Raw genomic sequence first — 22,987 nt, forward strand, 5'->3', positions numbered from 1 at the left:
ATGGTTCTTCTCACTATTGCGCGAGCAGATGCTATGTATAGTAGTGTTGCTATGAGTGTAACGATACTTGAGTTGGCTCTTATTGCAACCAATGAACATTTAGGTAATTTTTCACTAGAATTTACACTTATTTCCCAATTGGTTATTTCGTTAATTATCGAGTTTGCCTCTGGCAGTCTGATGAGTTTTAATTTTGGGTTAGCGAAAACAACTGTAATTGGATTTGGGTTGAAATTATTATCCGCATTTTTTCTTTTAGCGGGTTTTGCTTTATCTTATATTGGTTGTTTTTATCTCGCTTGGTTTATTATTATTATGTCATTTGTGTGTGATGCGGCTGGAACAGGATGCTTAAAAACGACATTCAGACCTTCATACAATATGATGAGCATTTTTAAAATCGGAGAACCAGCAGATTATGTCAATTCTTTTAAATATTATCTTTCCATCAGATTGATATTGCCATTTGTTCTTCTTGGCATAACAATTGTATTGATTGGTTTTTTTAATGAGAAAGTGGCCGCAATAGCAATTTTTTCTATGATCATGATATTAAGGTTGATACAGATTTTTCAATCTAAAAAGGATCTGGATTGTATTCATAAAGAAAAAAACAATAATAATGTATTGGGATTTTACAAATTCAAAGACTTTCTATCGGTAGTAAAATTAAACGTTCCGAATTCCCTGTTTTTTATTACAGGAAATATATTTGAATCTATAGTACTCATGTATTCCATTGGTTTATTATACAAATATCAGGTTTACCTTAATCTTCCCAATTACCTTGCATGGCTTGGCAGTTCATCTGTTGCATTTGTAATTTATCTTTTTTCCGCAGTTATGGGTAATCAAATTATGGTCAGACTTAAACGGTTCGAGACCAGTGTTCAGCTAAAACAGTCATTAGTCTTGGTTTCATTGCTTGCATCCACTTTATTGTTAATTTCTCCTCTTGGGGCTAGTCAGTTTATTGCGCTTTCATTTTTTAGTCTGATAGGTGTATCCGTTGGTCTTATTATGACTCGTATTGCGATCAATACAGCCCTTTATGAGTTTGATGAAAGGAAAAGTGTTATTTTCTTCCTCTTTGTAGAAACGATGACTACTGGTTTCATTATATTATTTGCCATAGCAGGGAGCCTATTTTTTAAAGAGAATAGCGTGATAAAGGCATTTTGCGTAGGACTTATTGTTTTTTTGTTGAGTTATTTTATCTACACCTTCTTTGTTAAATTGCCTTCTTCTTATGAGAAGAATAGCTAATGAAAATGAAGTTGCTCTATCATCTTATTCAGCATAAGGAGAGATTATGTGGTTTAAAACTTTTTATACCCGTTATCTTTCAAGTTGCTTCTTTGTTAGCTGCACTCGCTCACCCCAGTCACATAGTTTGCTATGCTCCCGGGGATTCTCTCTCTTGCCGTCGCGATGCATCTTGAAATCCATAGGGTATACATGGGGAAATACCCTTGCCCGTGACGTTAATCTCTGTGATTTTGCTCGATGTTCATGAAAATAATCCTGCAGATTTTAAAAAAACAACAAATTCTGTCGCCAAAGCGACATTCCTGCATAAAGTGTTTTAACATTTGGTCGTTAAATACGTACAATCTCGTCCCTGAATGTGTTCTCTACAGAATAGGCTTAGTTTGTCACTGATCCAATTTTATACCTCGCGGAGCCGCCTGCCAGCTTGGCTCGGTATTTTCGCGATACTGATGTTGTTCATTGCGCCAGTGATCTCCCGGTCACTGGAACATGTGCGCATTGGTGAGGCTCATTCATCGAAAGTGGTCGATTGCCATAGGGTGATGTCATCTGACGGTGATATGCCTTGGAATATGTCTCATTCTGACGTTTCTTCCGCATCATATGTTACTAACCAGCATGATGGCATGCAGATGAGTATGCATGGTAGTGGTATGTCGATGTTGGAGGATATTGCCTGTGGATACTGCGTTTTTCTGATCCATATACCTATGCTGGATTTGGCGAATACACCGCTATTTTGGTCAACTTCGCTGACTGCACGGCCACCACCGATTCAAACCGTAGCTTCCTTTCTGCCGCATTTCATCTTTTCTGATTCGTTGCCTCGTGCTCCGCCTGAACAGATCTCATCTCATTGATTTAAACGTAATGAAATGTCTTGTCCTGCTCATTATTGAGTCAGGAAAAGTGTGTTCATACCAAAAACGATTTGGTTGGATTCTATAACGTATTCCGCTGTTGATAGAAATATCTCTTCGGAAGGTGGATTCACATTAAGGAAAGATGATGTTCGAAAAAAATTCTCCTCATAAAAAAAACAGGCTATCCCATTGTATCCGTTCGGCCATGCCACTTTTTTTGCTAGCGACTTTTAATGGCTATGCGGCTGAAACCGCAGCGGATGTACACGACCATGTAAAGGGTTCAAAAACCAATGATGGGGATGTGATTACCGTAACCGCCCCTTTGTATTCTCCTTTGGCAATTGTCACCTCGCCAAAAACCCCCCGCCAACCGGTTCCGGCAAGTGACGGCTCTGATTATTTAAAAACCATACCTGGATTTGCTCAAATCCGTAATGGCGGCACCAATGGTGATCCAGTATTTCGGGGAATGTTTGGTTCTAGAATTAAGCTCCTGACTGATGGCGCAGAAATGCTAGGAGCTTGTCCCGGCAGAATGGATGCTCCTTCATCCTATATTTCGCCAGAAAGTTATGATTTGCTGACAGTCATTAAAGGGCCTCAAACGGTATTGTGGGGGGCCGGTGCTTCAGCAGGGACCATAAGGTTTGAACGTGAACATCCGCGATTTGATGAGCCGGGAGCAAAAATCAATGCCAGTGGATTGACGGGTTCAAATGACCGTTGGGATGGCAATGTGGATGCCAGTATTGGCAATGAATTGGGATATTTACGTTTAATGGCAAATAAATCCCGTTCAAATGACTACAAAGATGGTGGTGGGTATCGCGTTCCTTCACGTTGGGATAAATGGAATAGTGATCTGGCGTTAGGGTGGACTCCGGATAAAGATACATTGCTTGAGTTGACCGCAGGAAAAGGGGACGGAGAAGCGCGTTATGCTGGACGTAGCATGGACGGTTCGCAATTCAAACGTGAAAGTCTCGGTGTGCGTTTTGAGAAATCTAATCTCGGTGAGGTGCTTGATAAGGTTGAAGCCCAAGTTTATTACAACTATACCAACCATATTATGGACAATATCACGTTGCGTTCTCCGAATAGCGCCATGTCAATGGGGATGTCTTCTTCGGGTTGTAAGCATGGATGTGGTATGCACATGAATATGAACCACGGTATGTCGATGCAACTGGATCGTCGTGTTATCGGGGGGCGAGTCATGGGCACCTGGCTATGGCAAGACTTCAAATTGGAAAGTGGCGCAGATACGCAAACCAATACCCATCGTAATAAAGCAGGTAATGTATGGCAAAAGGATGCTCAATTCTACAACTATGGCCTATTTAGTGAGCTAACTTGGTATGCCACAGAACAGAGCGAATTGATAACCGGTGCCCGTCTTGATCGCAGCCGAGTAAAGAAATTTGCGGGTAATAGTGAAAAAGAGCGTAATGATACTTTACCGAGTGGTTTTATGCGCTTAGAGCATACTTTGGCGGCTATGCCAATGATGTTTTATGCCGGTATTGGTTACACCGAACGTTTCCCTGACTATTGGGAACTGTTCTCGCCTACCTATGGTCCGACGGGGAGTACCACTGCTTTTGATGGGGTAAAAAGTGAGAAAACCACTCAGCTTGATATTGGTGCTCAATATACCGGGGAACGTTTTAATGGTTGGGTATCCGCCTATGTAGGGCGTGTAAATGATTTCATTTTATTTAGATATAGCCCGACAAATGCCCGTATTAGCCAGGCTGATAACGTTAATGCCAATATCATGGGTGGAGAAATGGGCTTTGGTTATCAATTGACAGATCATTGGAAAACGGATGCCAGCCTTGCCTATGCTTGGGGAGAAAACCGGACGGATAACAAGCCGATGCCTCAGATCCCGCCTTTGGAAGCCCGCTTCGGCTTGACCTATGAACGTGGTGATTGGAGTAGTACCGGCTTGTGGCGATTGGTGAGCAGCCAGCATCGGATTGCCGTGGGGCAGGGGAATGTCGTCGGCAAAGATTTTCAAAATAGTTCAGGTTTCGGCGTATTCTCTGCCAATGTTGCCTATAAGGTTAACAAAGATGTAAAAGTGAGCGCTGGCATTGACAATATCTTGGATAAAGAATATAGCGAACACCTTAACCTTGCCGGTAATAGCACCTTTGGTTATTCAGCGAATACCTCAGTGAATGAACCCGGCCGGACGGTGTGGGCGAAAATAGATGTAAAATTTTAATGAGAAAATGGCGTCCAATTATTGGACGCCAATATTTGTTTACCCTTTTCCATATCGATGATTATTTCTTATTACCGATATACCCGTCATCTTTCAAGTTGCCTCTTTGTTGGCTGCACTCACTCACCCCGGTCACATAGTTTGCTATGCTCCCGGGGATTCGCTCCCTTGCCGCCGCGATGCATCTTGAAATCCATTGGGTATATACGGATAGACTTTGACGTAATCAACATCGAATGTTGCGGTTGTTTTATTTATCGAGCCATAACCTTGTGCTGGATAATTGCGTGGTACTTCGGAGCTTAAAATAATATATTGGTTGGCGATTGAAATTGGAACTTGATCTAACCCCGCCAGATTTTGCGGAATATCATCAATATAAAATGTATAACCACTTGGTGTCCATGCCACGGCAAATTTGTGGAATTGACCATCAGCAAGTTTATTTGTAGACAATCTCTTTGACCACTCCTTATTACCCCCATACTTTTCAATGAAAAGCCGTGAGGATCGATGAATAGAACCCCGTTCATTGGAACGGGGAATATGACAGATTTACATTATTTCGATGCATCCAGAGCTTGAGCAAGATCGGCAATAATATCATCGATATGTTCAATGCCGATTGACAAGCGAATCATATCCTGAGATACGCCGGCTTTAATTAACTCCTCATCATTTAATTGGCTATGCGTTGTTGACGCTGGATGACAGGCAAGTGATTTAGCGTCGCCAATGTTAACCAGTCGCACAATCAATTTTAGTGCGTCAATAAATCGTGCGCCGGATTGCTGACCGCCTTTAATACCGAAAGAGAGGATAGCTGACGGTTTCCCATTCACATACTGTTGAGCCAGTTTATGTTCCGGGTGGTCTGACAACCCTGCATATTTCACCCAACTAACTTGAGGATGCTCTTGCAGATAATGAGCGACTTTCAGTGCATTTTCTGTATGACGTTCCATTCTTAATGCCAGTGTTTCCAATCCTTGTAGAATAAGGAAAGCATTAAAAGGTGACAGTGCAGCGCCCATATTACGTAGCGGTACAACGCGGCAATGCCCGATAAATGCAGCCTTGCCAAATTGCTCGGTATAAACGACGTTATGGTAGGAGGGATCTGGGGTAGTCAATATAGCAAACCGTTGCTTATATTTTTTCCAGGGGAAATTGCCGGAATCGACAATGATGCCGCCAATAGAGTTACCATGCCCTCCCATATATTTGGTTAAAGAGTGAATCACAATATCAGCGCCATGCTCGAAGGGGCGGCAAAGCACAGGAGTAGCGACAGTGTTATCAACAATTAAGGGGACGCCATGACGATGAGCCACTTCGGCAAATTTTTTCAGATCAACAATATTACCGGCTGGATTACCAATAGATTCACAAAATACCGCCTTGGTACGATCATCAATCAGTGACTCCAATGCTGCAATATCATCGTGTTCAGCAAATCGTGTTTCAATACCGAATCGCGGCAATGTGTGAGCTAGCAGGTTATAAGTGCCGCCATATAACTTAGCAACAGATATAATGTTATCTCCAGCGCTAGCAATGGATTGAATCGCACAAGTGACGGCCGCCATGCCAGATGCAACGGCCAAAGCGGCTATTCCTCCTTCAAGTAGAGCAACCCGTTTTTCCAATACATCATTGGTTGGGTTCATAATGCGGGAATAGATGTTGCCTTCAACCTTTAAATCAAACAGATCGGCACCATGTTGAGTATCGTCAAACGCATAGGATGTTGTTTGATAGATAGGAACGGCAACGGCTTTAGTTGTTGGATCAGGGGAATATCCGCCGTGGATAGCAAGAGTTTCTGGTTTCATTTTCGATCTCTTCTTTTACGGTAAGATGACATATATCTTTGTTGGCTACACTCGCTCACCCCGGTTACATAGTTTTCTATGCTCCTGGGGATTCACTCCCTTGCCGTCGCGATGTATCTTGAAATCCATAGGATATATTTCCGATAATTCTTTATTAATTAAAGAAATAATTTGAAAAAGTTACTAATTATCTGATTTAGCTATGCTAGCATCTTTATTTTTTAAGAATGTGGATATTATCACAAAAGCCTTCAACGATTTCAGCCAAGTAACATTAACTATTAAAATAAAAAATGAGAACAAAATATACAAATAAATATCCAATCTTTTAGAAAGATCACAAAAATTTCTGTGAAATAGTTAGTTTTCGTTAGATTGCTTTAATTTATTTCTTCACTGTTGCCTGAATGAAAATAGAAGGTATACTCATCGTTCAGATTTTTTCAAACTTTTTTAAATGATTTTGGTCGTAATTTATTGTTAGTATGATCAATATTGGCACTAACCAATAAATTAATAGGATTCTTATGGCTAAGTTTTCAAACCGGCGGGAGTTAAAACAACTTTTATTTTTCTCTTTCCCTATCATCGTTAGTCAGATAGCACGTACAGCAATGAGTTTTGTGGATATTGTGATGTCTGGTCACTATGCCACGGCTGATTTAGCAGCCGTAACATTAGGAAGTAGTATTTGGTTTCCTATATTTGTATTAGGATATGGGACGATTATCATGCTGGCCGCAGATGTAGCTAAGCAGAAAGCGCAACATGATGACGAAGGGATTAAAGACAGTCTTAAAAATTACTTGTTTCTGGCGGTGATACTTTCGATACCAATAATTCTTTTATTAATATTAGTTAGCTGGCTACTTTCGTTTATAGGCATCGATGAGCATATTTTAGAAATCACACAGGGCTATGTTATTGCTCTGGCCTGTGGTGTTCCTAGTGTTATGATATTTAACGTTTTTCGTTCATTTCTACAAGGATTGGAAGACACAAAAATCGCAATGTATTTGTCTGCGGGTGCTTTATTATTGAATATCCCATTAAATTACATATTTATTTATGGAAAACTGGGTTTGCCAGAAATGGGGGGCATTGGCGCGGGTATTACAACTGCAATTATTAATAATCTCATTGCTGTATGCTTGGTTATCTATTTTTTGCTAAAGAAGGAATATCGGCGATATAGGCCAGATTTCAGTTTACCAAAATATAATTCTTTGATTAAAACTTTTTATATTGGTATTCCAAGTGGATTGGCTCTTTTTGTTGAAATGGTTTTTCTGGATGTGATTGCGATAACCGCTGCTCCTTTGGGGGCGCAAGTCATTGCTGCACATAATATTATGCTTAATATTACCTCTATCATCTATACCATAACTGGGGGAATTGCAGCTGCTGTAACTGTGAGAGTCGGTTCCTATATTGGTAAGAGAGATAGAACATCATTAACAGGTACTATAAAGATCTCAATTGCTTTAATTTTATCTATTTCCGCAGTTATTGGTGTTTTAATCTACTATTTCGCAGGTTCATTTATTTCACTCTATACTAACGACAATGGAGTCATAATAATTGCGCTTAACATAATCTTTCTGTTATGCCTGTTCCAATTCTTTGACTCTTGCCAGGCAGCTTTATCCGGTATTTTACGGGGTTTTCATGATACCCGCTCGGTATTTTACGCACCGTTATTCGGTTATTGGCTAGTGGGTTTGCCATTAGGGTTTATTTTGGCTTTGACAGACTGGATAACCGAGAGAATGGGAATTATAGGATTTTGGTATGGCTTGGTTTTGGGGCTTTTTGTGAACGCTATTTTGCTGTTTATCATATTAAAGGTTAGGCAGAGAGGAATGATTTCTCGGTTAATTTCTTAATTTAACCACATAGTTGATGCAGCAAGGATATAAAGAACCTGAATAATACCTATATTAGCCTAATAGTTATCATATCTACATTTAATTCTCTATACCCGTCATCTTTCAAGTTGCCTCTTTGTTGGCTGCACTCACTCACCCCGGTCACATAGTTATCTATGCTCCCGGGGATTCGTTCCCTTGCCGCCGCGATGCATCTTGAAATCCATTGGGTATATATTCGATATAATAGTTTTTTCTATTTAAATCATTTAGGTGAAATATATCTTTTTGATTTTTAGTTCTCATTGTCAAATATTTCTTGATTAATGTGAAATAGTTAATTTCAGATTAAATGGTTTCTATGATGATAATAATCATTGCATTAATTTCTTTTTAAAATAATTTCTCATTCATATATCGGTATGTATTGATTTTTTTACACTCATTATTGGTGATTCATCTAAGATTATATCTATTATAATATTATGGTTATGGTGAATATTTATTTAATAATTAAATGGTTAGCTGTATTAATTGCCATTCTATACAAATAGACAAGATTATTTTATGATAATGATTATCATTTCATTTTTTATTAAAAGTGCGTTAATATGCGCGGCAGTCTTCGGACGGTACTAAAACTATGTAATAAGCAATACTCTAACATTTAATTAGTTAACATAAGGAATATGCTATGAATAAGGTTAAAGTGTTAATTGCAGTATTAGGTACATGTGGATTAGTTACACAAGCTATAGCGGCCCCAGGTTTTGAGCAAACTCAAGATTTTGATAAGAATAAATCCAGCATTAAGGTAGGTGTGACTAGGGCGGGTGGTGCTGGTCATGCAAGCCCTGGAGGGGAACCAGGAGTTGGGGTACATTCCATTGCTGGTGGTCAAATTGTTAGTTTCTCAGGGCTTACCCGTTATGCCACAGCGGATGCGAATGGCATTCATAAAATTTCTATGCCTGGATCGGGTAGCCACAATGGTATGGGGGTGTTTAATTTCAGTAAAGTGGCTAATGCTGATGTCTATTTTGGGGAATGGTCACAAACCGGTAAGGTGACTGATACTACTCATACCGCCTATTATTCCGGTAAAGATGTCACGACTAATTTACCTACCGGTGGTATCGCAACTTATACGGTTAAAGGAGTTAACCAATATAGTGGTAGCAATGCCCTGCATGGGACATTTACTGCGGATTTCGGTCAGAAAAGACTGACTGGTTCAATAGCAAATAGTGCGCTCACTGTTGGTATTAATTCCGTTATTAAAGCTGATGGTTCATTTACGGGTAGGGCAACCGCTGGAAATCTTGTCGGGACAAACAATGGTCACTTCTTTGGCGATAATGCATCTAGTTTAGCTGGTGTGGCTAAATTTAATGCAGATCACAGTAAAGATACTGCCTTTGGCGGAATTAAGAACCCATAATATGAGTTTGTGGTGACTGGATAAGACAAAGTTCATATGGGCTTTGTCTTATTTTTGGTTCGACAATTAAGCAGTGATATTAACGATGTTAAATACCCCAATTGTTCGTTTTGCTTTACTCATTAGCTGTTTGTTTATAAAGCCATCTCTGGTGTTGGCAGATGAAGATACCGGTAGAAGATTGTGGCATAACGTACAGCGAAATTTGCAAGATCAAGAAAAAGCGCTGGTTACAGATGAAACTGTAAATAAAAAGACAGATCATTTATCGATAGTACTTAATGGTCAAACGTTTAGTGTTGAAAATAATGTGAATGATATTGGTCAGGCGCTCTATTTAGCCATTAATCATCAACAAGTGAAGGATGTCGAGCGCTTTTTGTTGATATACCAGAAGTTACCTGGACATGATACCCAATTGGTCCATTTTGCTCAGGCAAATCTGGCGCGTTCTCAGGGTGACTTGGCAGCAGCAGAACTGCATTATCAGGCCATCTTGCAGCAACAACCTGATTTTACCCGGGTTAAATTAGAGTTAGCCAGGGTCTATTATGAGAATCAAAAAAATAGAGAAGCCAGTTTACTATTTAATGAGATTTCAGCAGTTAGTCGCGATAATGAAAATAAATTACCACCGGCAGTCATTAAGAATATAACTAATTATCAGGAGGCGATTAATTTGCGCAATTCCTGGCGTGGATCTTTCTCCGTGGGATATATCTTTAACGATAACACGAATATGTCGCCAGATAAGCCCCCTACTTGTACTGAATATCATAAAGATGTTGGTTGTATAACTGAACGTAGGTTGCCTATGGCAAAGAAGGCAAACGGTATTAGTTATGATGCTACGTTACGTAAGATATATCCACTAAGTGGTCATCATGGTGTTTTTTTACGTTCGATGACTTATGGAGAAAGCTATCGTCATCACAGTGAGGAGAATGAAAATACTACTTCTGCTTATTTGGGATATAGTTATAAAACACAACAAAATGATTTCCTAATGGGGCCAGTCGTTGAGTTTAATTATGTTGGTAATCATTCCCGTTATCGTACTACGGGAGTGAAAACCGAATGGATGCATATTCTATCTAAAAACCTGGCATTAAATTTGGAAGGTGAATATAAGCAGTTTCGTTATCATAAACTTTATAATCATAATGACGGTAATATGACTTCTGTTTATGCTACCTTATCTTATTATTTAACTGATCAAACCATTACCTTTGCGGGTGGTGATTGGGTTAATAAAACCAGTGTTGAAAAAGCGGATGATTATCAGCAAAAAGGCGTGCGAGCGGGCATTTCCACTCAATTATATCCGGGAATTAATGCAGTGGTATTTACTGCATTACGCCAACGGCAATTTGGTGATTACAGTGTACCTCTAAATGCACGTCGTAAAGATAATGAACAATTCTATGCGGCAATTGTGAGTATGCCTAAATTTGAAGTTTTTGGTTTAACTCCGGTAATTACTTATCGATTTAGAAAAAATAGTAGTAATGTTGATTGGCTCTATTCCTATAATAAAAATGAAGTGTTAGTCAAGTTTGAAAAGTATTTTTGATACTGATTGAAGTAACAAGTTATACCCTATGGATTTCAAGATGCATCGCGACGGCAAGGGAACGAATCCCCGGGAGCATAGGTAACTATGTGACCGGGGTGAGGAGTGCAGCCAACAAAGAGGCAACTTGAAAGATAACGGGTATATTTCAATCCACACTATGGCAGATAATGACTATGTATAAATTAAATAATAAATATAGCAAAATAACATTCATGCTGGCATTAGCCTACAGTATGATGCCCTATCGTTCTGATGCAGAAACACTAATAACCTCGGCTCAATCATCTAAACAGCCAGCTGAAAATAAGGCTGACCTTGGTAAAATTAACGTTTCAGCGACCAGTGAAAAAGATGAGGCAGGTTATGATGCGGTTTATGATAAAGATATTACCAATATTTACTTGGGTAAGGATTTGGTAGAACGTTATAAGGGTGCTTCACCAGCGGATGTTTTAAAAAGTGCAGTCGGCGTATTTAGTGGTGATTCGCGAAACAGTGGCGCATTAGATCCTAATATTCGAGGTATTCAAGGGCAGGGACGGGTTCCTGTTACCATTGATGGTACTGAGCAGGCAATTACCACTTGGCGTGGTTATAACGGTGCGAATAATCGTAATTATATTGATCCTAACTTGATCAGCAGCATTGAGATAGAAAAAGGCCCATCACTGACACGTGGAGTAAAAGGTTCGATCGGTGGGGCGGTAATGATCAAAACTTTGGGTATTGATGATGTGGTACCAATAGACGAACGATTTGGTATTAACTTGAAATTGGAAACCAGCAGTAATGCGGTTAAGGAACGAGTACCGCATCTGGAATTAGGGCAAGATTATCGGGATATTCCCGGTTTTAATCAGGGATTTAATTATGTTGATCCTGCGTTAGAAATTACGCCAAAAACGTCAAAAGATAATAAATTATTGGGCCTAAAAGATAATGCGATACGTCTAGCGTTAGGTACCCGACAGGAATATTTTGATTTAATGGCAGCTTATAGTTATCGCAGTAAAGGAAACTATTTTGCCGGTAAGGGGGGTGCTCATCGCTATGATGATCCCATTAATAAAAAGGATATAGAGATCCTTGATGGTGGTACCCGGTCGTATGATCCTTATTTGCCTTTTGTTGCACGTATATATCGCCCCGGAAATGAAGTGCCGAATACCTCCAGTGAAATGGAATCTTGGTTGTTTAAAAATAACTGGTATTTGGCTAACCAACAGACGATTGGGTTTGGTATCCGCGATACTAAAACGATTTACGGGGAGATTATGCCTTCGCGGCTTGGTTGGGCTCGGGCAGAAAATAACGTTTTACCACAGTGGCCGCTAGCGAATGTACATCAGCAGGCATTTAACTTGGATTATAAATGGAAACCTGACGGGAACAAATGGGTTGATTTTGATATGAAATTTTGGATTACCCGTACTATCAGCGATACCAATACTGCCGGGGGATATCCACGTGAACCGCGAGAGCGGGATGCTGTTTGGGATGTAAATGGTAAGGAAAGAGATCCAAATAAAGATGGTCGCTTGGTAGATACTGCTTCTACCAATACCCATAATAACCGTTGGGGTGTTGATCTCTCTAATGCTTTCGAATTGACCTCAAATTTAGATTTAACCTTGTCAGCTAGCCTACAACAGGAACGTTTAGGTTCCCATGATGATTATAAAGGGAAGAATTTTTCTAGTTTTCGATCACCCCCAAGAAAAGGACGCCGCCAGGAGAATAATATTGCTTTTAATTTTGACTGGCGGCCTACCTCATGGTTGGCATTAAGTGCTGGCGCTAGACGGGTAAGTTATTGGTCTAAGGATGATTTTTTAAATGAACGTTTGGCTGCCCGTGATATTGGTTATAGTAACAGTGAAAAATTGGTTGGCCAGGGGATACGATATCTGAGAACACTTACTGAGCAGGAAGCTATGTTGTATAAAAAATATAGTAATTGCGTTGATGACTGTTTTGATGATTTAGATGAATATTTAGAATATGAAGAAAAGAAGATCACAGAATCAAAAGAACGGGATTCAGTTCTTCGCCCTATGGCGCCGGTAGATGTGCTTTGGAAATATCATGACGATGGTAAGTTATATAAACAAGATAACCCTTATTTCAATGGGGAGCTTGATATGAATGAGCGCGTTATTGATCCTATAACGAATAAAGAAGTGTATAAATATGAATACAGTGCTGCTCAACAGAATAGCCGTTATATTGATGACTCTGGAGAAATACTAAATAATAGTGATAAGGGTGTTTATAAAGCGAAAAGTGAACAAGAGCGTTGGTCTAAACAACCTAAACGTAAAGATCATGCCTGGGCGCCGGTATTTTCCGCAACAGCCTATGTGAGTGATAATGCACGTATCTATACCCGCTATGCCGAAGCAGTACGTATGCCAAGTATTTTTGAGGATACCGTTGGCTTTTCTTCCGGTTTGACTGATAAGCCTACATGTGCTTTTAAACCTGAACGTAGTAAAACAGTGGAAGTGGGTTATGTGCATGATTTAAGTCAGTTATTGGGTGCGGAACGTAATGCGGATATTAGATTCGCTTATTATAATACCATCATTGAGAATGTTTTTGACCGTGACAGTAACTTTGTATTTACTCAATTAGATAAACAGAAATTATCCGGTTTAGAACTACAGGGGCGTTATGATAACGGTAATTTCTTTACCCATTTTGGTCTATCTTATAATCTTAAAAATAAAGTTTGCGATAAAACCGCATCACTTATGTTAGATCCAAGAAACCAATTTGGTGTTCCTGAATGTATTGATGGCGGTTTTCCCGGTGGTTTTTTAAGGACAACTATCCCACCTCGTTATTCTCTTAATCTGAATATTGGTGGCCGGTTATTAGATGAAAATTTAGAAATCGGCAGCCGAGTGTTATATCACAGCAGTGTGGAGAATAAGGATGAAAAATGGTTAATGAAAAAAATACCCGGTGTTTATAAAGGGATAAATAATAATCCGATGCGTTGGAACTCGGTAATGACTGTAGATGCTTATATTAATTATCAGGTTACACCAGATGTGGTTGTTGAATTATCTGGCACCAACTTAACCGATCGCTATTATCTGGACCCGTTAACGCGTTCCATGATGCCAGCGCCTGGGCGAACGTTTAAGCTTAGTGTCACCAGTCGGTTCTGACTCTTTAAGGGAGATTAGCCGGTTGCGGTTAAGAGCGCTGGCAATCTCCACAGATAACGAACGGAAAGATGGCTTGAAGTTATGATGAGAAATCGTTTTTATATTGGTTTGTTTGCTTCTTTACTGTTACATGCGGGTCTTGTTGGATTTATGGCGAGGCATTTACTGCGTGATGACAGTGCGAATAATCAATTAGTGAATTCGCCAATAATGAGTATGTCAATAGAAATGGTTGCTTCGGCAGCACCGGCCGGACAGGAACAACCGGTAGAACCGGAACCTATTCCACCCCCGTTACCGCCAGAGATAGTGGTAGCGGAATCGCCACATGAGGCAAAAATAGTCCTTAATAAGCCTGCGGATAAGCCACGGAAACAAGAACGCCCGGAGCCACCGCCAGAAAAACATGCGGATGCTAAACCGAAGAGCAAGCCTCAGCCACAGAAAGAGCCGGTAGAAGATCCTCAACCAAAACTAGCAGAGCGCGGGCGTAAACTAGGGGCAGAGCAAAATCAACCAGAGCAAACGGAGGGGAGTTCTCAGTTAGCAGGGAGAGATGCTGTGGATTCACAAGCTGGCGCTCGTCAGGCGACGACCAGTCAACCGATCACTGGCGTTGGAGCTGATGAGTTACAAAGCTATCAGTCCGCCTTACGTCGTGAAATTGAAAAACATAAACGCTATCCGCGTCGGGCTAAGAAGATGAAGCAACAGGGTATCGTACAGGTCAGGTTTAGCTTGCTGGATAGTGGTGATTTGACGAATCACCAATTAGTGCAGAGTTCAGGCGCTGATGAATTAGACCGCGCTGCCCTTGCGGCTATCCAACAAGCTCGGTCGGTAGGGCTAAAACCGGCCGGTTTGCCAAGGGAGCTTACTTTAGCAATAGAATTTAATTTGAAATAAAGGTTTGGGCAGCGAAGAGATTGTCGCTGCCTTGATAATAGTGGCGTCATGTGGGGATGGCGTATTTCGTGTTTATCATTTATCGCTTTATAAACCGTCAGCATCGGTAAATAGGTATGCTGAATCAATGGGCGTAGTTGATTAATATGTTCGTCAGATAAAAAGTCATGTGTTGCTTGTACCGAGGCTTCCCAGATTTCGATCAGTTTATTGAAATCGGCCTTTATCGCTTGCTGAATCCTCATATTCATTCTTCTTAATCTTTTATTTCTCTAAACCGATGATGAATTAACACTATCACATTTGTTGTGATGGATCGCTTCAGATATTACTCAGGCTTAGCCGTTATTCCTATCCATTATTCTTATCAGAATCTTATGCTGTCTGTTTTGTGATCTATTTCATGAAACAAAGGAGAGAATTCAATCTATTTGGTCTAATATTACTTTTTATAGATAGTTGAAATTTAACCAATTTGATTAATTGAACAATCAAGCAACACTAAACTTTAAAACCTAAAAAAACAATGCGGAATTCTCTCTATTACTAACTATAATGAGGTATTGGTTAATCAGAAAGGGGATTGCGTCATATCTCATTAACGTAGTTTCGATTTGGATTGATCATTTCAGTTGGACGGTTAGTTCAATGATAAATATAAAATAACTTCTTGAGGATCATATTAATGAAAAGGGCATTTATATTTACACCAGGCATGTTAGCACTTTCGATAAGTGCAATTTCGAATGCACACGCTTATGACCATCTATATGTTTTTGGTGATAGCTTGAGTGATGGTAGAAAAGGTCATCGATACATGATAAATGGTAAAACTAATAAGTTGTATAATGATCTTATTGCTCAACATTTAGGGACTAAACTGGAGCCTTTCGATGAAGGTGGGACTAATTACGCCGTGGGTGGATCGACTGCTGTTCCTGATGTGAACAAAGATAACAATACTCAAAATCAAGTAGATAATTATTTGGCAAGCCACGGTGGTCGTGCTGATCCTAATGGTATGTATGTTCATTGGGTTGGTGGTAATGATATTCAGGCGGCATTGAGAGATCCAGGCGACGCACAAAGAATGGTTGAAGGGAGCGCTAAAGCGGCTGCATCCCAAGTACATATGCTTCTCGATAAGGGGGCCGGATTAGTGATCGTGCCTACGGTTCCTGATGTTGGTATGACGCCGAAGATTTTGGAGCTTGTTATCGGTACACGAGCCACTTCTAAACAGATGGATGAAATTCATGCGATACTAAATGGATATACCACAATTGATAGAGACACTCGCCTTAAAATTATCGACGGTGTTTTTAAAAAGATGGAGTCAGTAGTTTCAAAGGAAGATGCCAAAAAAGCTGAGGATAGTTATAAGAAATTAAGTAGCAACGCTTCAGCATTGGTTGACAGCTATAATAAATTAGAAGATACCGCACTTAGCAAGAAGGGCGGCAATATTGTTCGGGTTGATGTTAATGCACTTTTGCATGAAGTCATTGATAATCCTTTACGCTACGGTTTTTCCAATACCTTAGGCTATGCTTGTGTTCGGGATAGGGATGCTAATATTTGTAGTTCTGATGATACCGGTTTTGATGCCAGTAAATCCTTTTTGTTCTCTGACGATTTTCATCCAACTCCAGACGCACAGCGTATGGTTGGTCAGTACACTATTTCAATCCTTAATGCTCCACATCAGGTTATGTCACTGACGAATACCAACAATGTGCCGGTGAAAGGAGCGCTTGCCTCTCTTGACAACCGTTTGCAGCAGCTGCGCAGCGTGGGTAACGAGCAGAGTAAAATAGGCGTATTCGGTGGTTATAGTGGAAATCACAACAGTACATTGACACTGGGTAGTGACTATCAACTCACGGATAATATTCTGTTAGGCGGGATGATCTCGCGTTATCAGGATAAGCGCTCAGTTAATCATTTCCGCGCTGATGGCCGTGGTTATCTATTCACCACTTATGGCTTATGGCGTTACTACGATAAAGGTTGGATTAGCGGCGATCTTCACTATTTGGACATGAAATATGAGGATATTACGCGCGGTATCGTGCTCAATGAGTGGCTGCGCAAGGAGCATGCTTCGACAACCGGTCATCAGTGGGGAGGACGCATTACCGCGGGTTGGGATATTCCGCTGACATCTACGGTGATGACCAGCCCGATTATCCAGTACGCTTGGGATAAGAGTTATGTTAAGGGTTATCGTGAATCAGGTAATAGCAGTACGGCTATGCATTTCGGTGATCAACGTTACGATTCTCAGGTCGGAACATTAGGCTGGCGTCTGGACACTAATTTTAGTCGTTTTAACCCTTATGCCGAAGTTCGGTTTAACCATCAGTTCGGCGATAGGCATTATCAGATTAGTAGTGCCATTAACTCAACTGAGACATCTTTCGTTAGTAAAAGCCAAAAGCAAGACACTAACTGGCGTGAATACGTTATCGGTATGAATGCTGCTATTACAAAAGATTGGGGCGCTTTTGCGTCAATATCGCGCAATGATGGTGATGTTCAGAATCACACTTATGCTTTCAGCTTAGGTGTTAACGCCAGTTTCTAATTTCTGGTTAAAAGATACACGTTGATAAAACAGTAGCTCTCTGCTTGTCGTAATAGTGTGGCTATTATCGTAGTAATGCCCGACAACGTGATCGGGCATTTTTCGTGATGATTGCCTCATATCTTGGGTTGTTTATATACCCGTCATCTTTCAAGTTGCCTCTTTGTTGGCTGCACTCACTCACCCCGGTCACATAGTTCGCTATGCTCCCGGGGATTCGCTCCCTTGCCGTCGCGATGCATCTTGAAATCCATAGGGTATAAATATCCGGCCGGACAATTTGCCAAACAAAGTTTTCCTCGTTCACTGGGGAATAACCCATTTTTTCATACAGCCACGGTGCCATCGAAGTGACGAGCATAATATGACGAAGCTGTGCTATTTGGGGATGTTCCAGGCAACATGTCATTAGCCAGCGCCCTAATCCCAATCCTCGATAGTCGTCTAAAATAAAAACATCACTAAGATAACCAAAGGTTGTGAAGTCAGTCACGATACGAGCAAATCCTATTTGCTGAGTATTTTTATATAGACCAAAGTTCAAGCTATTTTCGATCGACAACTTAACTGTTTCCTTGTCAATTCCTTCTGCCCAAATGGATTTCGTTAAAAACTGCTGTATGATCATAATATCTAATTTATTTTTATCTGTAGTGACAACATATCCATCCTTTTCCCAACGATGCAATTTTTCCATGCCAGGCTTCCTCTTAAGATAAAATGATAATAATGGGTTATGATATCTCTGTGCTTAAATGTTTTGCCGAGACTTTTATCATGGAAAGAATATAGCGATTTGAATGAATAATGCCATAGGGCCGTATGTTGCTTCTTCAAATTTTCGACTATATAGACAGGCCATTCTGTACAGAACAGACATCCATTTATTCAGAATTGTTTGACATTAGATAGACTTAATTTTGTCTTCCGGTATATACCATCGGAGAGAATTCTTAATGGGAGACGGAGTTACCATAACTAATCCTTTGTTAGCCAGTTTCAATAACAGATAACGTGCTTTGTAGATGGTGAAATCGCATTGTTCCGCTACATCACGCGTACTAGGCCATGATTCTGGTGGGGGAGCCGCTTGCATTTTACGAATAGTACATAATTCGGATATGACATTGAGTATTTGATCCGTCTGGGAAGGTTGAGTCGAATCTTTCCGGTTTTCCATATTAACTCCAGGCTTTATTGAACCCAGTTGGATATCTTGAGTAATTAGGATAATCCAACGGTTAATTTCAACACATGAGGGCAATCTGAATGCTTTATACCCTATGGATTTCAAGATGTATCGCGACGGCAAGGGAGCGAATCCCCGGGAGCATAGATAACTATGTGACCGGGGTGAGTGAGTGCAGCCAACAAAGAGGCAACTTGAAAGATGACGGGTATATTCAGTCATAAAGAATTGCCGGGTATATCCTGTTTGGTCAAGGTTGGTTTTTATACGATGCAGAATGATTATATCGAAAAATTGAAATTTTAGATCTTTTAATTTGAAAAACAAATTGCATAAAGTATTTTATTCTTATATAGATATAATTTGCGACACTATAGATCGCAAATGATCGTATTGAAATGTTATCTAAGTATTTTGTTGTGAAATTATTTGAATTTGTATTTTTTGTTTTTATTAATTGAATTATTCTGTAATACTTGAAAGGTTGATAGGGTCATGGTTCATATATAAATATTTTTTATGATTTATTACTGGCACAAATTTTTCTAATCTTCATAAGATTAAAATAGGATTGATAATAAAATTATTTATTTAAAATATATTGTTGTTCTATGCCGGTATTGATCGTTATTAGATAATCGTAATAATTTGAAATGAAAATGAATAAAATTATAATATCGGCCATGTTAATATTGGGTGTTGTGTCTATTGCATTTATAGCACATAAAGCTGATCGAAGTTATATCACAGTGACCTTTAATGGCGCTATTATTGCTATACCTTATTCTACCGGACAGGATCTTTTGGGTAAGACTGTAAATCCTGGGAAAATTTCCAACGTAATATTGAAAAAGGCGAGAGCTTCAACCCATAAAAGTCTTGAGAACCATTTGGTAAATTGCAGATTACAACCAGTAGTTCATCAGTTATTATCCCGGGCAACATTGAAAATATTGCTGGCTTTACCTTGGGTGGCTAATAAGACGGATAAATCTCCGAAGTTGTGCCAGCGAAAGAAGCTTCATATATTCAGATTAATGATAAATTTTACTTTTTAATAGCTATTTCTTGATTATGAGACAGTTGAGGTTTGATTATTTTCAATAAAATTTTGGTGTTTAAGTTATCCTCACTATATAATTTATTTATTCATGATATCTCTCAATATTAAATTATTTTCATATCAATCTATAATTAATCTTATAAGTTTGCAATTGAATCATTTATTTATAAAAGTAATTAATTTATTGGATATTAGTTGTATATTGCTTGAGTAACAATATTGATATTTTTAATGAATTAATTCTATTGTATAAATAAGTAATATGTTTGTTAGATAAATATCAGTAAATATTAATTGAGAAATATTCTTGCAATAGATCATTTGTAAACAAAATTAAACATTAATAACGTGATTTTATTGTTGATTTATGTTAACAATAATAAATATAAAGCATCTATTTTAATGTTAATTTTTCCTTGTTAATTGTTATCGAAGAATAAATATATACCCAATGGATTTCAAGATGCATCGCGACGGCAAGGGAGCGAATCCCCGGGAGCATAGATAACGATGTGACCGGGGTGAGTGAGTGCAGCCAACAAAGAGGCAACTTGAAAGATGACGGATATAGGCTTTTAACCGTTTAATAACGTTGTAAATACCGGCTTTCCTTTAGCATTGATTGTTATCTGTTCTGTTAAAATAGTGATTTTGGTTTTGTATTTTCTAACGAAAAAAGCATGAAAAATAACAAAAACGTGAACAAACATGGCAAAACATCGTTTTTCGGACAACATTTTTTTGAGCTGTATATGGATCATGTGGAGCATTGCTCTGGGATTCTATCTGGCTGGTAATTTTTTTGGCTGTGCAGTGACAGCGATTCTCTCTTTTTTGGCTCTAATATTTTGCTTTATTCACATGAGGTCGAGATTAAAAACTATGTTTGGAAAAAAAGCAGAGGCAGCGGCTGTTGAGCCGGTATCTCAATTTGTTGATGATAAAAAGAACGCCGGTGCAGAGGCTCGTCGTTGTACTATTGTTGCCAAAAGCTCGGTATTTAAGGGCGATATTGATGTAGAAGGTGATATACAAATCTGGGGCAAAGTGATTGGCAATATCCGGGTGAAAGAGGGTGCGATCCGCATTATGCATGCTGGACGGGTTGAAGGTGAACTTAGCGCGCCAGAAATCATTATTGATGGTGACGTTGTGGGGACTTGCTGTGCAGCAACGTTGGATATTCTTGAACATGGTGAGCTGCGTGGAATCAGTCGTTGTGGCAGTATGTCTATCAAGCGCGGAGGCCTGTTTTTTGGGCAATCGGAACAGGTTGAAAACAAAACAGCATCTGAACGTGTTGTACCAATAAAAGATACCAATAATGATAAATCTAAAGATAAGGCCACGGTAAAAACAAGTGCCTGATAAACCAGGCCCGTGTGACATCTGATTCAGAGACTTTTGGCACGGGCCACTTCCTTTTTAGTTTAAATCATGTTGTTCTATTTCCTCTGATTAAAGTATATGGTTAGGTATCCTATTTGTTAATTAATATTGGGAGGAGAAGAATATGGTTGTGGTGTTGGAAACAGACAGATTAATTATGCGTTCATGGAGAGAAGAGGACAGATTACCATTTTATCATTTGAATAGTAACGCAGAAGTTATGGAATATTTTCCTGCCACTTTGACGGTGGAACAGAGTAATACTATGGTGGATAGGATTATCCAAAGATTTGAGCAGCAGGGTGGTTGGGGATTATGGGCTGTAGAGCTGAAAGAGACCGGGGATTTTATTGGTTTTGTCGGTTTGAATATTCCTGTGGCGGAATTACCGTTTTCACCTTGTATCGAAATTGGATGGCGTCTTGATAAGCCATTTTGGGGTAAAGGTTACGCTAGTGAAGCCGCACGTAAAGCATTGGATTTTGCTTTCACCCAATTAAAACTTGAGGAAATAGTTGCATTTACGACAATTTCCAATTTGCGATCTCAAAAAGTTATGAAGCGGCTTGACATGGTGAAAGATGAAAATACTTTCTTGCATCCTTCATTACCGAATGGGCATCCGCTTCATGAACATGTGCTTTACCGGATTCGTCAATAATAGCGCTATTCTCTTTTCTGGTTTTCGTTACTTTGATGTTTTATACTATTGTTGCATAGATTGTATCTTGGAAATTCAAATGAAATATGAATTAGCTGTTATGGCGGCCTTGACTAAACTAGATCATCCTAATACCCGTTCAATTGTAGAAGCGACAGGGATATCTGAACGTAAGGTGCAACAGGTTTTGCAAATATTGCAACAAGACTTAGAGGTAAAGATTAACCGTATTAGAAATGGGAAGATCAGTTATTTTGAAGTTATTTCTTGGGGAATATTTGAAAGTGGTCAGGCAATTAACTGTAAATTGAGCGATTTGGATCTGGCTAAGTTTAAATATTCCCGTCAGCAAGAGAAAGATATTAGAAGCCAAAAGAATAGAAAAACAATAATGACAACTTATAGTGAAAAAAAACATTATTTTGACCGTGTGAAATTAAAAAACTATAGAGATAGTATGCGTCTTGAAGGGATGAATATTGTTACGAATAGTTTGCCTGAAACACCGAAAGAGCAAAAAAATCTTAAAGATAAACTAATTAGAAAATATAGTTTACAATGAGGTAGTTATGGTAGATAAATATGGAACAGGGCAAGATCCCTATACATATCCGGGCATAGATACACTTATCAATAAATTAGCTATTCGTGATCCTGTTGTTCTTGAGCAGGCAGAAAGGGAACTCACTGAACTTGCTATATTGAATATTTCATTCCAGGAACCACCTTACCATTTGCTCTTTTGGCGTCAACTCCATAAACAGATATTTTCTGATTTATACCCTATGGATTTCAAGATGGATCGCGGCGGCAACAGGGCGGGATTCCACTTTGTATTTAATTTAATCAAAGATAAGTTGACTACGGAATTCCCCTGACCAAATGGCTCTTCGACGTTTAGCCGCCTGACTGTCTTTTATACTGG

At 39.4% G+C, this 22,987-nt stretch carries 19 protein-coding genes and 1 pseudogene; 16 read left to right on the forward strand and 4 right to left on the reverse strand.

Annotation, left to right across the window (positions count from 1 at the left end; genetic code table 11):
• The 3 genes from ACGF49_RS09495 to ACGF49_RS09505 all read left to right on the forward strand — a co-directional run bounded on the left by ACGF49_RS09495 (position 1) and on the right by ACGF49_RS09505 (position 4,371).
• Positions 1–1,266, forward strand: a complete 1,266-nt coding sequence (locus ACGF49_RS09495; RefSeq protein ID WP_113041426.1) for a hypothetical protein — start codon at positions 1–3, stop codon at positions 1,264–1,266.
• 386 nt (positions 1,267–1,652) lie between these two features.
• Positions 1,653–2,132, forward strand: a complete 480-nt coding sequence (locus ACGF49_RS09500) for a DUF2946 domain-containing protein (protein WP_058588903.1) — start codon at positions 1,653–1,655, stop codon at positions 2,130–2,132.
• A gap of 145 nt (positions 2,133–2,277) precedes the next feature.
• A complete protein-coding gene (locus ACGF49_RS09505; RefSeq protein ID WP_387490706.1) occupies positions 2,278–4,371 on the forward strand; it encodes a TonB-dependent copper receptor in 2,094 nt (697 codons plus the stop codon).
• 144 nt (positions 4,372–4,515) lie between these two features.
• Here ACGF49_RS09505 and ACGF49_RS09510 read toward each other — a convergent pair whose 3' ends face one another.
• Both ACGF49_RS09510 and ACGF49_RS09515 read right to left on the reverse strand, forming a co-directional pair.
• Entirely contained in the window at positions 4,516–4,926 is a 411-nt protein-coding gene (locus tag ACGF49_RS09510) for a glycoside hydrolase family 16 protein (protein WP_113041424.1), read from the reverse strand.
• A 5-nt stretch (positions 4,927–4,931) separates the two neighbouring features.
• Positions 4,932–6,206, reverse strand: a complete 1,275-nt coding sequence (locus ACGF49_RS09515; RefSeq protein WP_113041423.1) for a bifunctional O-acetylhomoserine aminocarboxypropyltransferase/cysteine synthase — start codon at positions 6,204–6,206, stop codon at positions 4,932–4,934.
• A 527-nt stretch (positions 6,207–6,733) separates the two neighbouring features.
• Here ACGF49_RS09515 and ACGF49_RS09520 point away from each other — a divergent pair.
• The 7 genes from ACGF49_RS09520 (at position 6,734) to ACGF49_RS09550 (ending at position 17,760) form a co-directional block, all read left to right on the forward strand.
• Positions 6,734–8,092, forward strand: a complete 1,359-nt coding sequence (locus ACGF49_RS09520; RefSeq protein WP_113041422.1) for an MATE family efflux transporter — start codon at positions 6,734–6,736, stop codon at positions 8,090–8,092.
• 676 nt (positions 8,093–8,768) lie between these two features.
• A complete protein-coding gene (locus ACGF49_RS09525) occupies positions 8,769–9,515 on the forward strand; it encodes a Slam-dependent surface lipoprotein (RefSeq protein WP_387490710.1) in 747 nt (248 codons plus the stop codon).
• 85 nt (positions 9,516–9,600) lie between these two features.
• Complete coding sequence (locus ACGF49_RS09530; protein ID WP_113041420.1) at positions 9,601–11,088, forward strand: surface lipoprotein assembly modifier; 1,488 nt, start codon at positions 9,601–9,603, stop codon at positions 11,086–11,088.
• Positions 11,085–11,219, forward strand: a complete 135-nt coding sequence (locus ACGF49_RS09535) for a hypothetical protein (RefSeq protein WP_262405120.1) — start codon at positions 11,085–11,087, stop codon at positions 11,217–11,219. The genes ACGF49_RS09530 and ACGF49_RS09535 overlap by 4 nt, the downstream gene beginning before the upstream one ends.
• A gap of 45 nt (positions 11,220–11,264) precedes the next feature.
• Positions 11,265–14,267 carry a TonB-dependent receptor domain-containing protein gene (locus tag ACGF49_RS09540; RefSeq protein ID WP_113041419.1) on the forward strand — a complete coding sequence of 1,001 codons (3,003 nt, stop codon included), beginning with the start codon at positions 11,265–11,267 and terminating at the stop codon, positions 14,265–14,267.
• A gap of 81 nt (positions 14,268–14,348) precedes the next feature.
• Positions 14,349–15,173: an energy transducer TonB gene (locus ACGF49_RS09545; protein ID WP_113041418.1), complete on the forward strand. Its 825-nt coding sequence runs from the start codon at positions 14,349–14,351 to the stop codon at positions 15,171–15,173.
• A 685-nt stretch (positions 15,174–15,858) separates the two neighbouring features.
• Positions 15,859–17,760 (forward strand): autotransporter outer membrane beta-barrel domain-containing protein, encoded by a 1,902-nt coding sequence (locus tag ACGF49_RS09550; protein ID WP_228902643.1) that lies wholly within the window; start codon positions 15,859–15,861, stop codon positions 17,758–17,760.
• 259 nt (positions 17,761–18,019) lie between these two features.
• On the opposite strand, the pseudogene ACGF49_RS09555 reads toward ACGF49_RS09550, so the two are convergent.
• Positions 18,020–18,457: pseudogene (locus ACGF49_RS09555) on the reverse strand (GNAT family N-acetyltransferase); the annotation flags it as partial.
• Positions 18,458–18,664: 207 nt separating this feature from the next.
• On the reverse strand, positions 18,665–18,940 hold the full coding sequence (locus tag ACGF49_RS09560; RefSeq protein ID WP_112876683.1) for a FaeA/PapI family transcriptional regulator: 276 nt from the start codon (positions 18,938–18,940) through the stop codon (positions 18,665–18,667).
• A gap of 89 nt (positions 18,941–19,029) precedes the next feature.
• Between ACGF49_RS09560 and ACGF49_RS09565 the strand changes: the two genes are divergently transcribed.
• The 6 genes from ACGF49_RS09565 to ACGF49_RS09590 all read left to right on the forward strand — a co-directional run bounded on the left by ACGF49_RS09565 (position 19,030) and on the right by ACGF49_RS09590 (position 22,940).
• Positions 19,030–19,173 (forward strand): hypothetical protein, encoded by a 144-nt coding sequence (locus tag ACGF49_RS09565; protein ID WP_158536503.1) that lies wholly within the window; start codon positions 19,030–19,032, stop codon positions 19,171–19,173.
• 435 nt (positions 19,174–19,608) lie between these two features.
• Entirely contained in the window at positions 19,609–20,007 is a 399-nt protein-coding gene (locus ACGF49_RS09570) for a hypothetical protein (protein WP_191214770.1), read from the forward strand.
• Positions 20,008–20,894: 887 nt separating this feature from the next.
• Complete coding sequence (locus ACGF49_RS09575) at positions 20,895–21,380, forward strand: polymer-forming cytoskeletal protein (protein ID WP_229015797.1); 486 nt, start codon at positions 20,895–20,897, stop codon at positions 21,378–21,380.
• Positions 21,381–21,525: 145 nt separating this feature from the next.
• The gene (locus ACGF49_RS09580; protein WP_113041414.1) at positions 21,526–22,062 is read left to right on the forward strand and encodes a GNAT family N-acetyltransferase; all 537 of its coding nucleotides are present in this window, start codon (positions 21,526–21,528) and stop codon (positions 22,060–22,062) included.
• Positions 22,063–22,141: 79 nt separating this feature from the next.
• Positions 22,142–22,624, forward strand: a complete 483-nt coding sequence (locus tag ACGF49_RS09585) for a YhfG family protein (protein WP_113041413.1) — start codon at positions 22,142–22,144, stop codon at positions 22,622–22,624.
• A gap of 7 nt (positions 22,625–22,631) precedes the next feature.
• Positions 22,632–22,940: a hypothetical protein gene (locus ACGF49_RS09590; protein WP_387490719.1), complete on the forward strand. Its 309-nt coding sequence runs from the start codon at positions 22,632–22,634 to the stop codon at positions 22,938–22,940.
• The last annotated feature ends 47 nt before the right edge of the window (positions 22,941–22,987 follow it).

The organism is Photorhabdus sp. RM96S (assembly GCF_042879335.1).
GTDB lineage: Bacteria > Pseudomonadota > Gammaproteobacteria > Enterobacterales > Enterobacteriaceae > Photorhabdus > Photorhabdus kayaii.

Coding starts and splice junctions, on each gene's coding strand:
- ACGF49_RS09495 (WP_113041426.1), top strand. CDS start 1: ATGGTTCTTCTCACTATTGCGCGAGCAGATGCTATGTATAGTAGTGTT.
- ACGF49_RS09505 (WP_387490706.1), top strand. CDS start 2,278: ATGATGTTCGAAAAAAATTCTCCTCATAAAAAAAACAGGCTATCCCAT.
- ACGF49_RS09515 (WP_113041423.1), bottom strand. CDS start 6,206: ATGAAACCAGAAACTCTTGCTATCCACGGCGGATATTCCCCTGATCCA.
- ACGF49_RS09520 (WP_113041422.1), top strand. CDS start 6,734: ATGGCTAAGTTTTCAAACCGGCGGGAGTTAAAACAACTTTTATTTTTC.
- ACGF49_RS09525 (WP_387490710.1), top strand. CDS start 8,769: ATGAATAAGGTTAAAGTGTTAATTGCAGTATTAGGTACATGTGGATTA.
- ACGF49_RS09530 (WP_113041420.1), top strand. CDS start 9,601: ATGTTAAATACCCCAATTGTTCGTTTTGCTTTACTCATTAGCTGTTTG.
- ACGF49_RS09540 (WP_113041419.1), top strand. CDS start 11,265: ATGTATAAATTAAATAATAAATATAGCAAAATAACATTCATGCTGGCA.
- ACGF49_RS09545 (WP_113041418.1), top strand. CDS start 14,349: ATGATGAGAAATCGTTTTTATATTGGTTTGTTTGCTTCTTTACTGTTA.
- ACGF49_RS09550 (WP_228902643.1), top strand. CDS start 15,859: ATGAAAAGGGCATTTATATTTACACCAGGCATGTTAGCACTTTCGATA.
- ACGF49_RS09560 (WP_112876683.1), bottom strand. CDS start 18,940: ATGGAAAACCGGAAAGATTCGACTCAACCTTCCCAGACGGATCAAATA.
- ACGF49_RS09565 (WP_158536503.1), top strand. CDS start 19,030: ATGCTTTATACCCTATGGATTTCAAGATGTATCGCGACGGCAAGGGAG.
- ACGF49_RS09570 (WP_191214770.1), top strand. CDS start 19,609: ATGAATAAAATTATAATATCGGCCATGTTAATATTGGGTGTTGTGTCT.
- ACGF49_RS09575 (WP_229015797.1), top strand. CDS start 20,895: ATGTTTGGAAAAAAAGCAGAGGCAGCGGCTGTTGAGCCGGTATCTCAA.
- ACGF49_RS09580 (WP_113041414.1), top strand. CDS start 21,526: ATGGTTGTGGTGTTGGAAACAGACAGATTAATTATGCGTTCATGGAGA.
- ACGF49_RS09585 (WP_113041413.1), top strand. CDS start 22,142: ATGAAATATGAATTAGCTGTTATGGCGGCCTTGACTAAACTAGATCAT.
- ACGF49_RS09590 (WP_387490719.1), top strand. CDS start 22,632: ATGGTAGATAAATATGGAACAGGGCAAGATCCCTATACATATCCGGGC.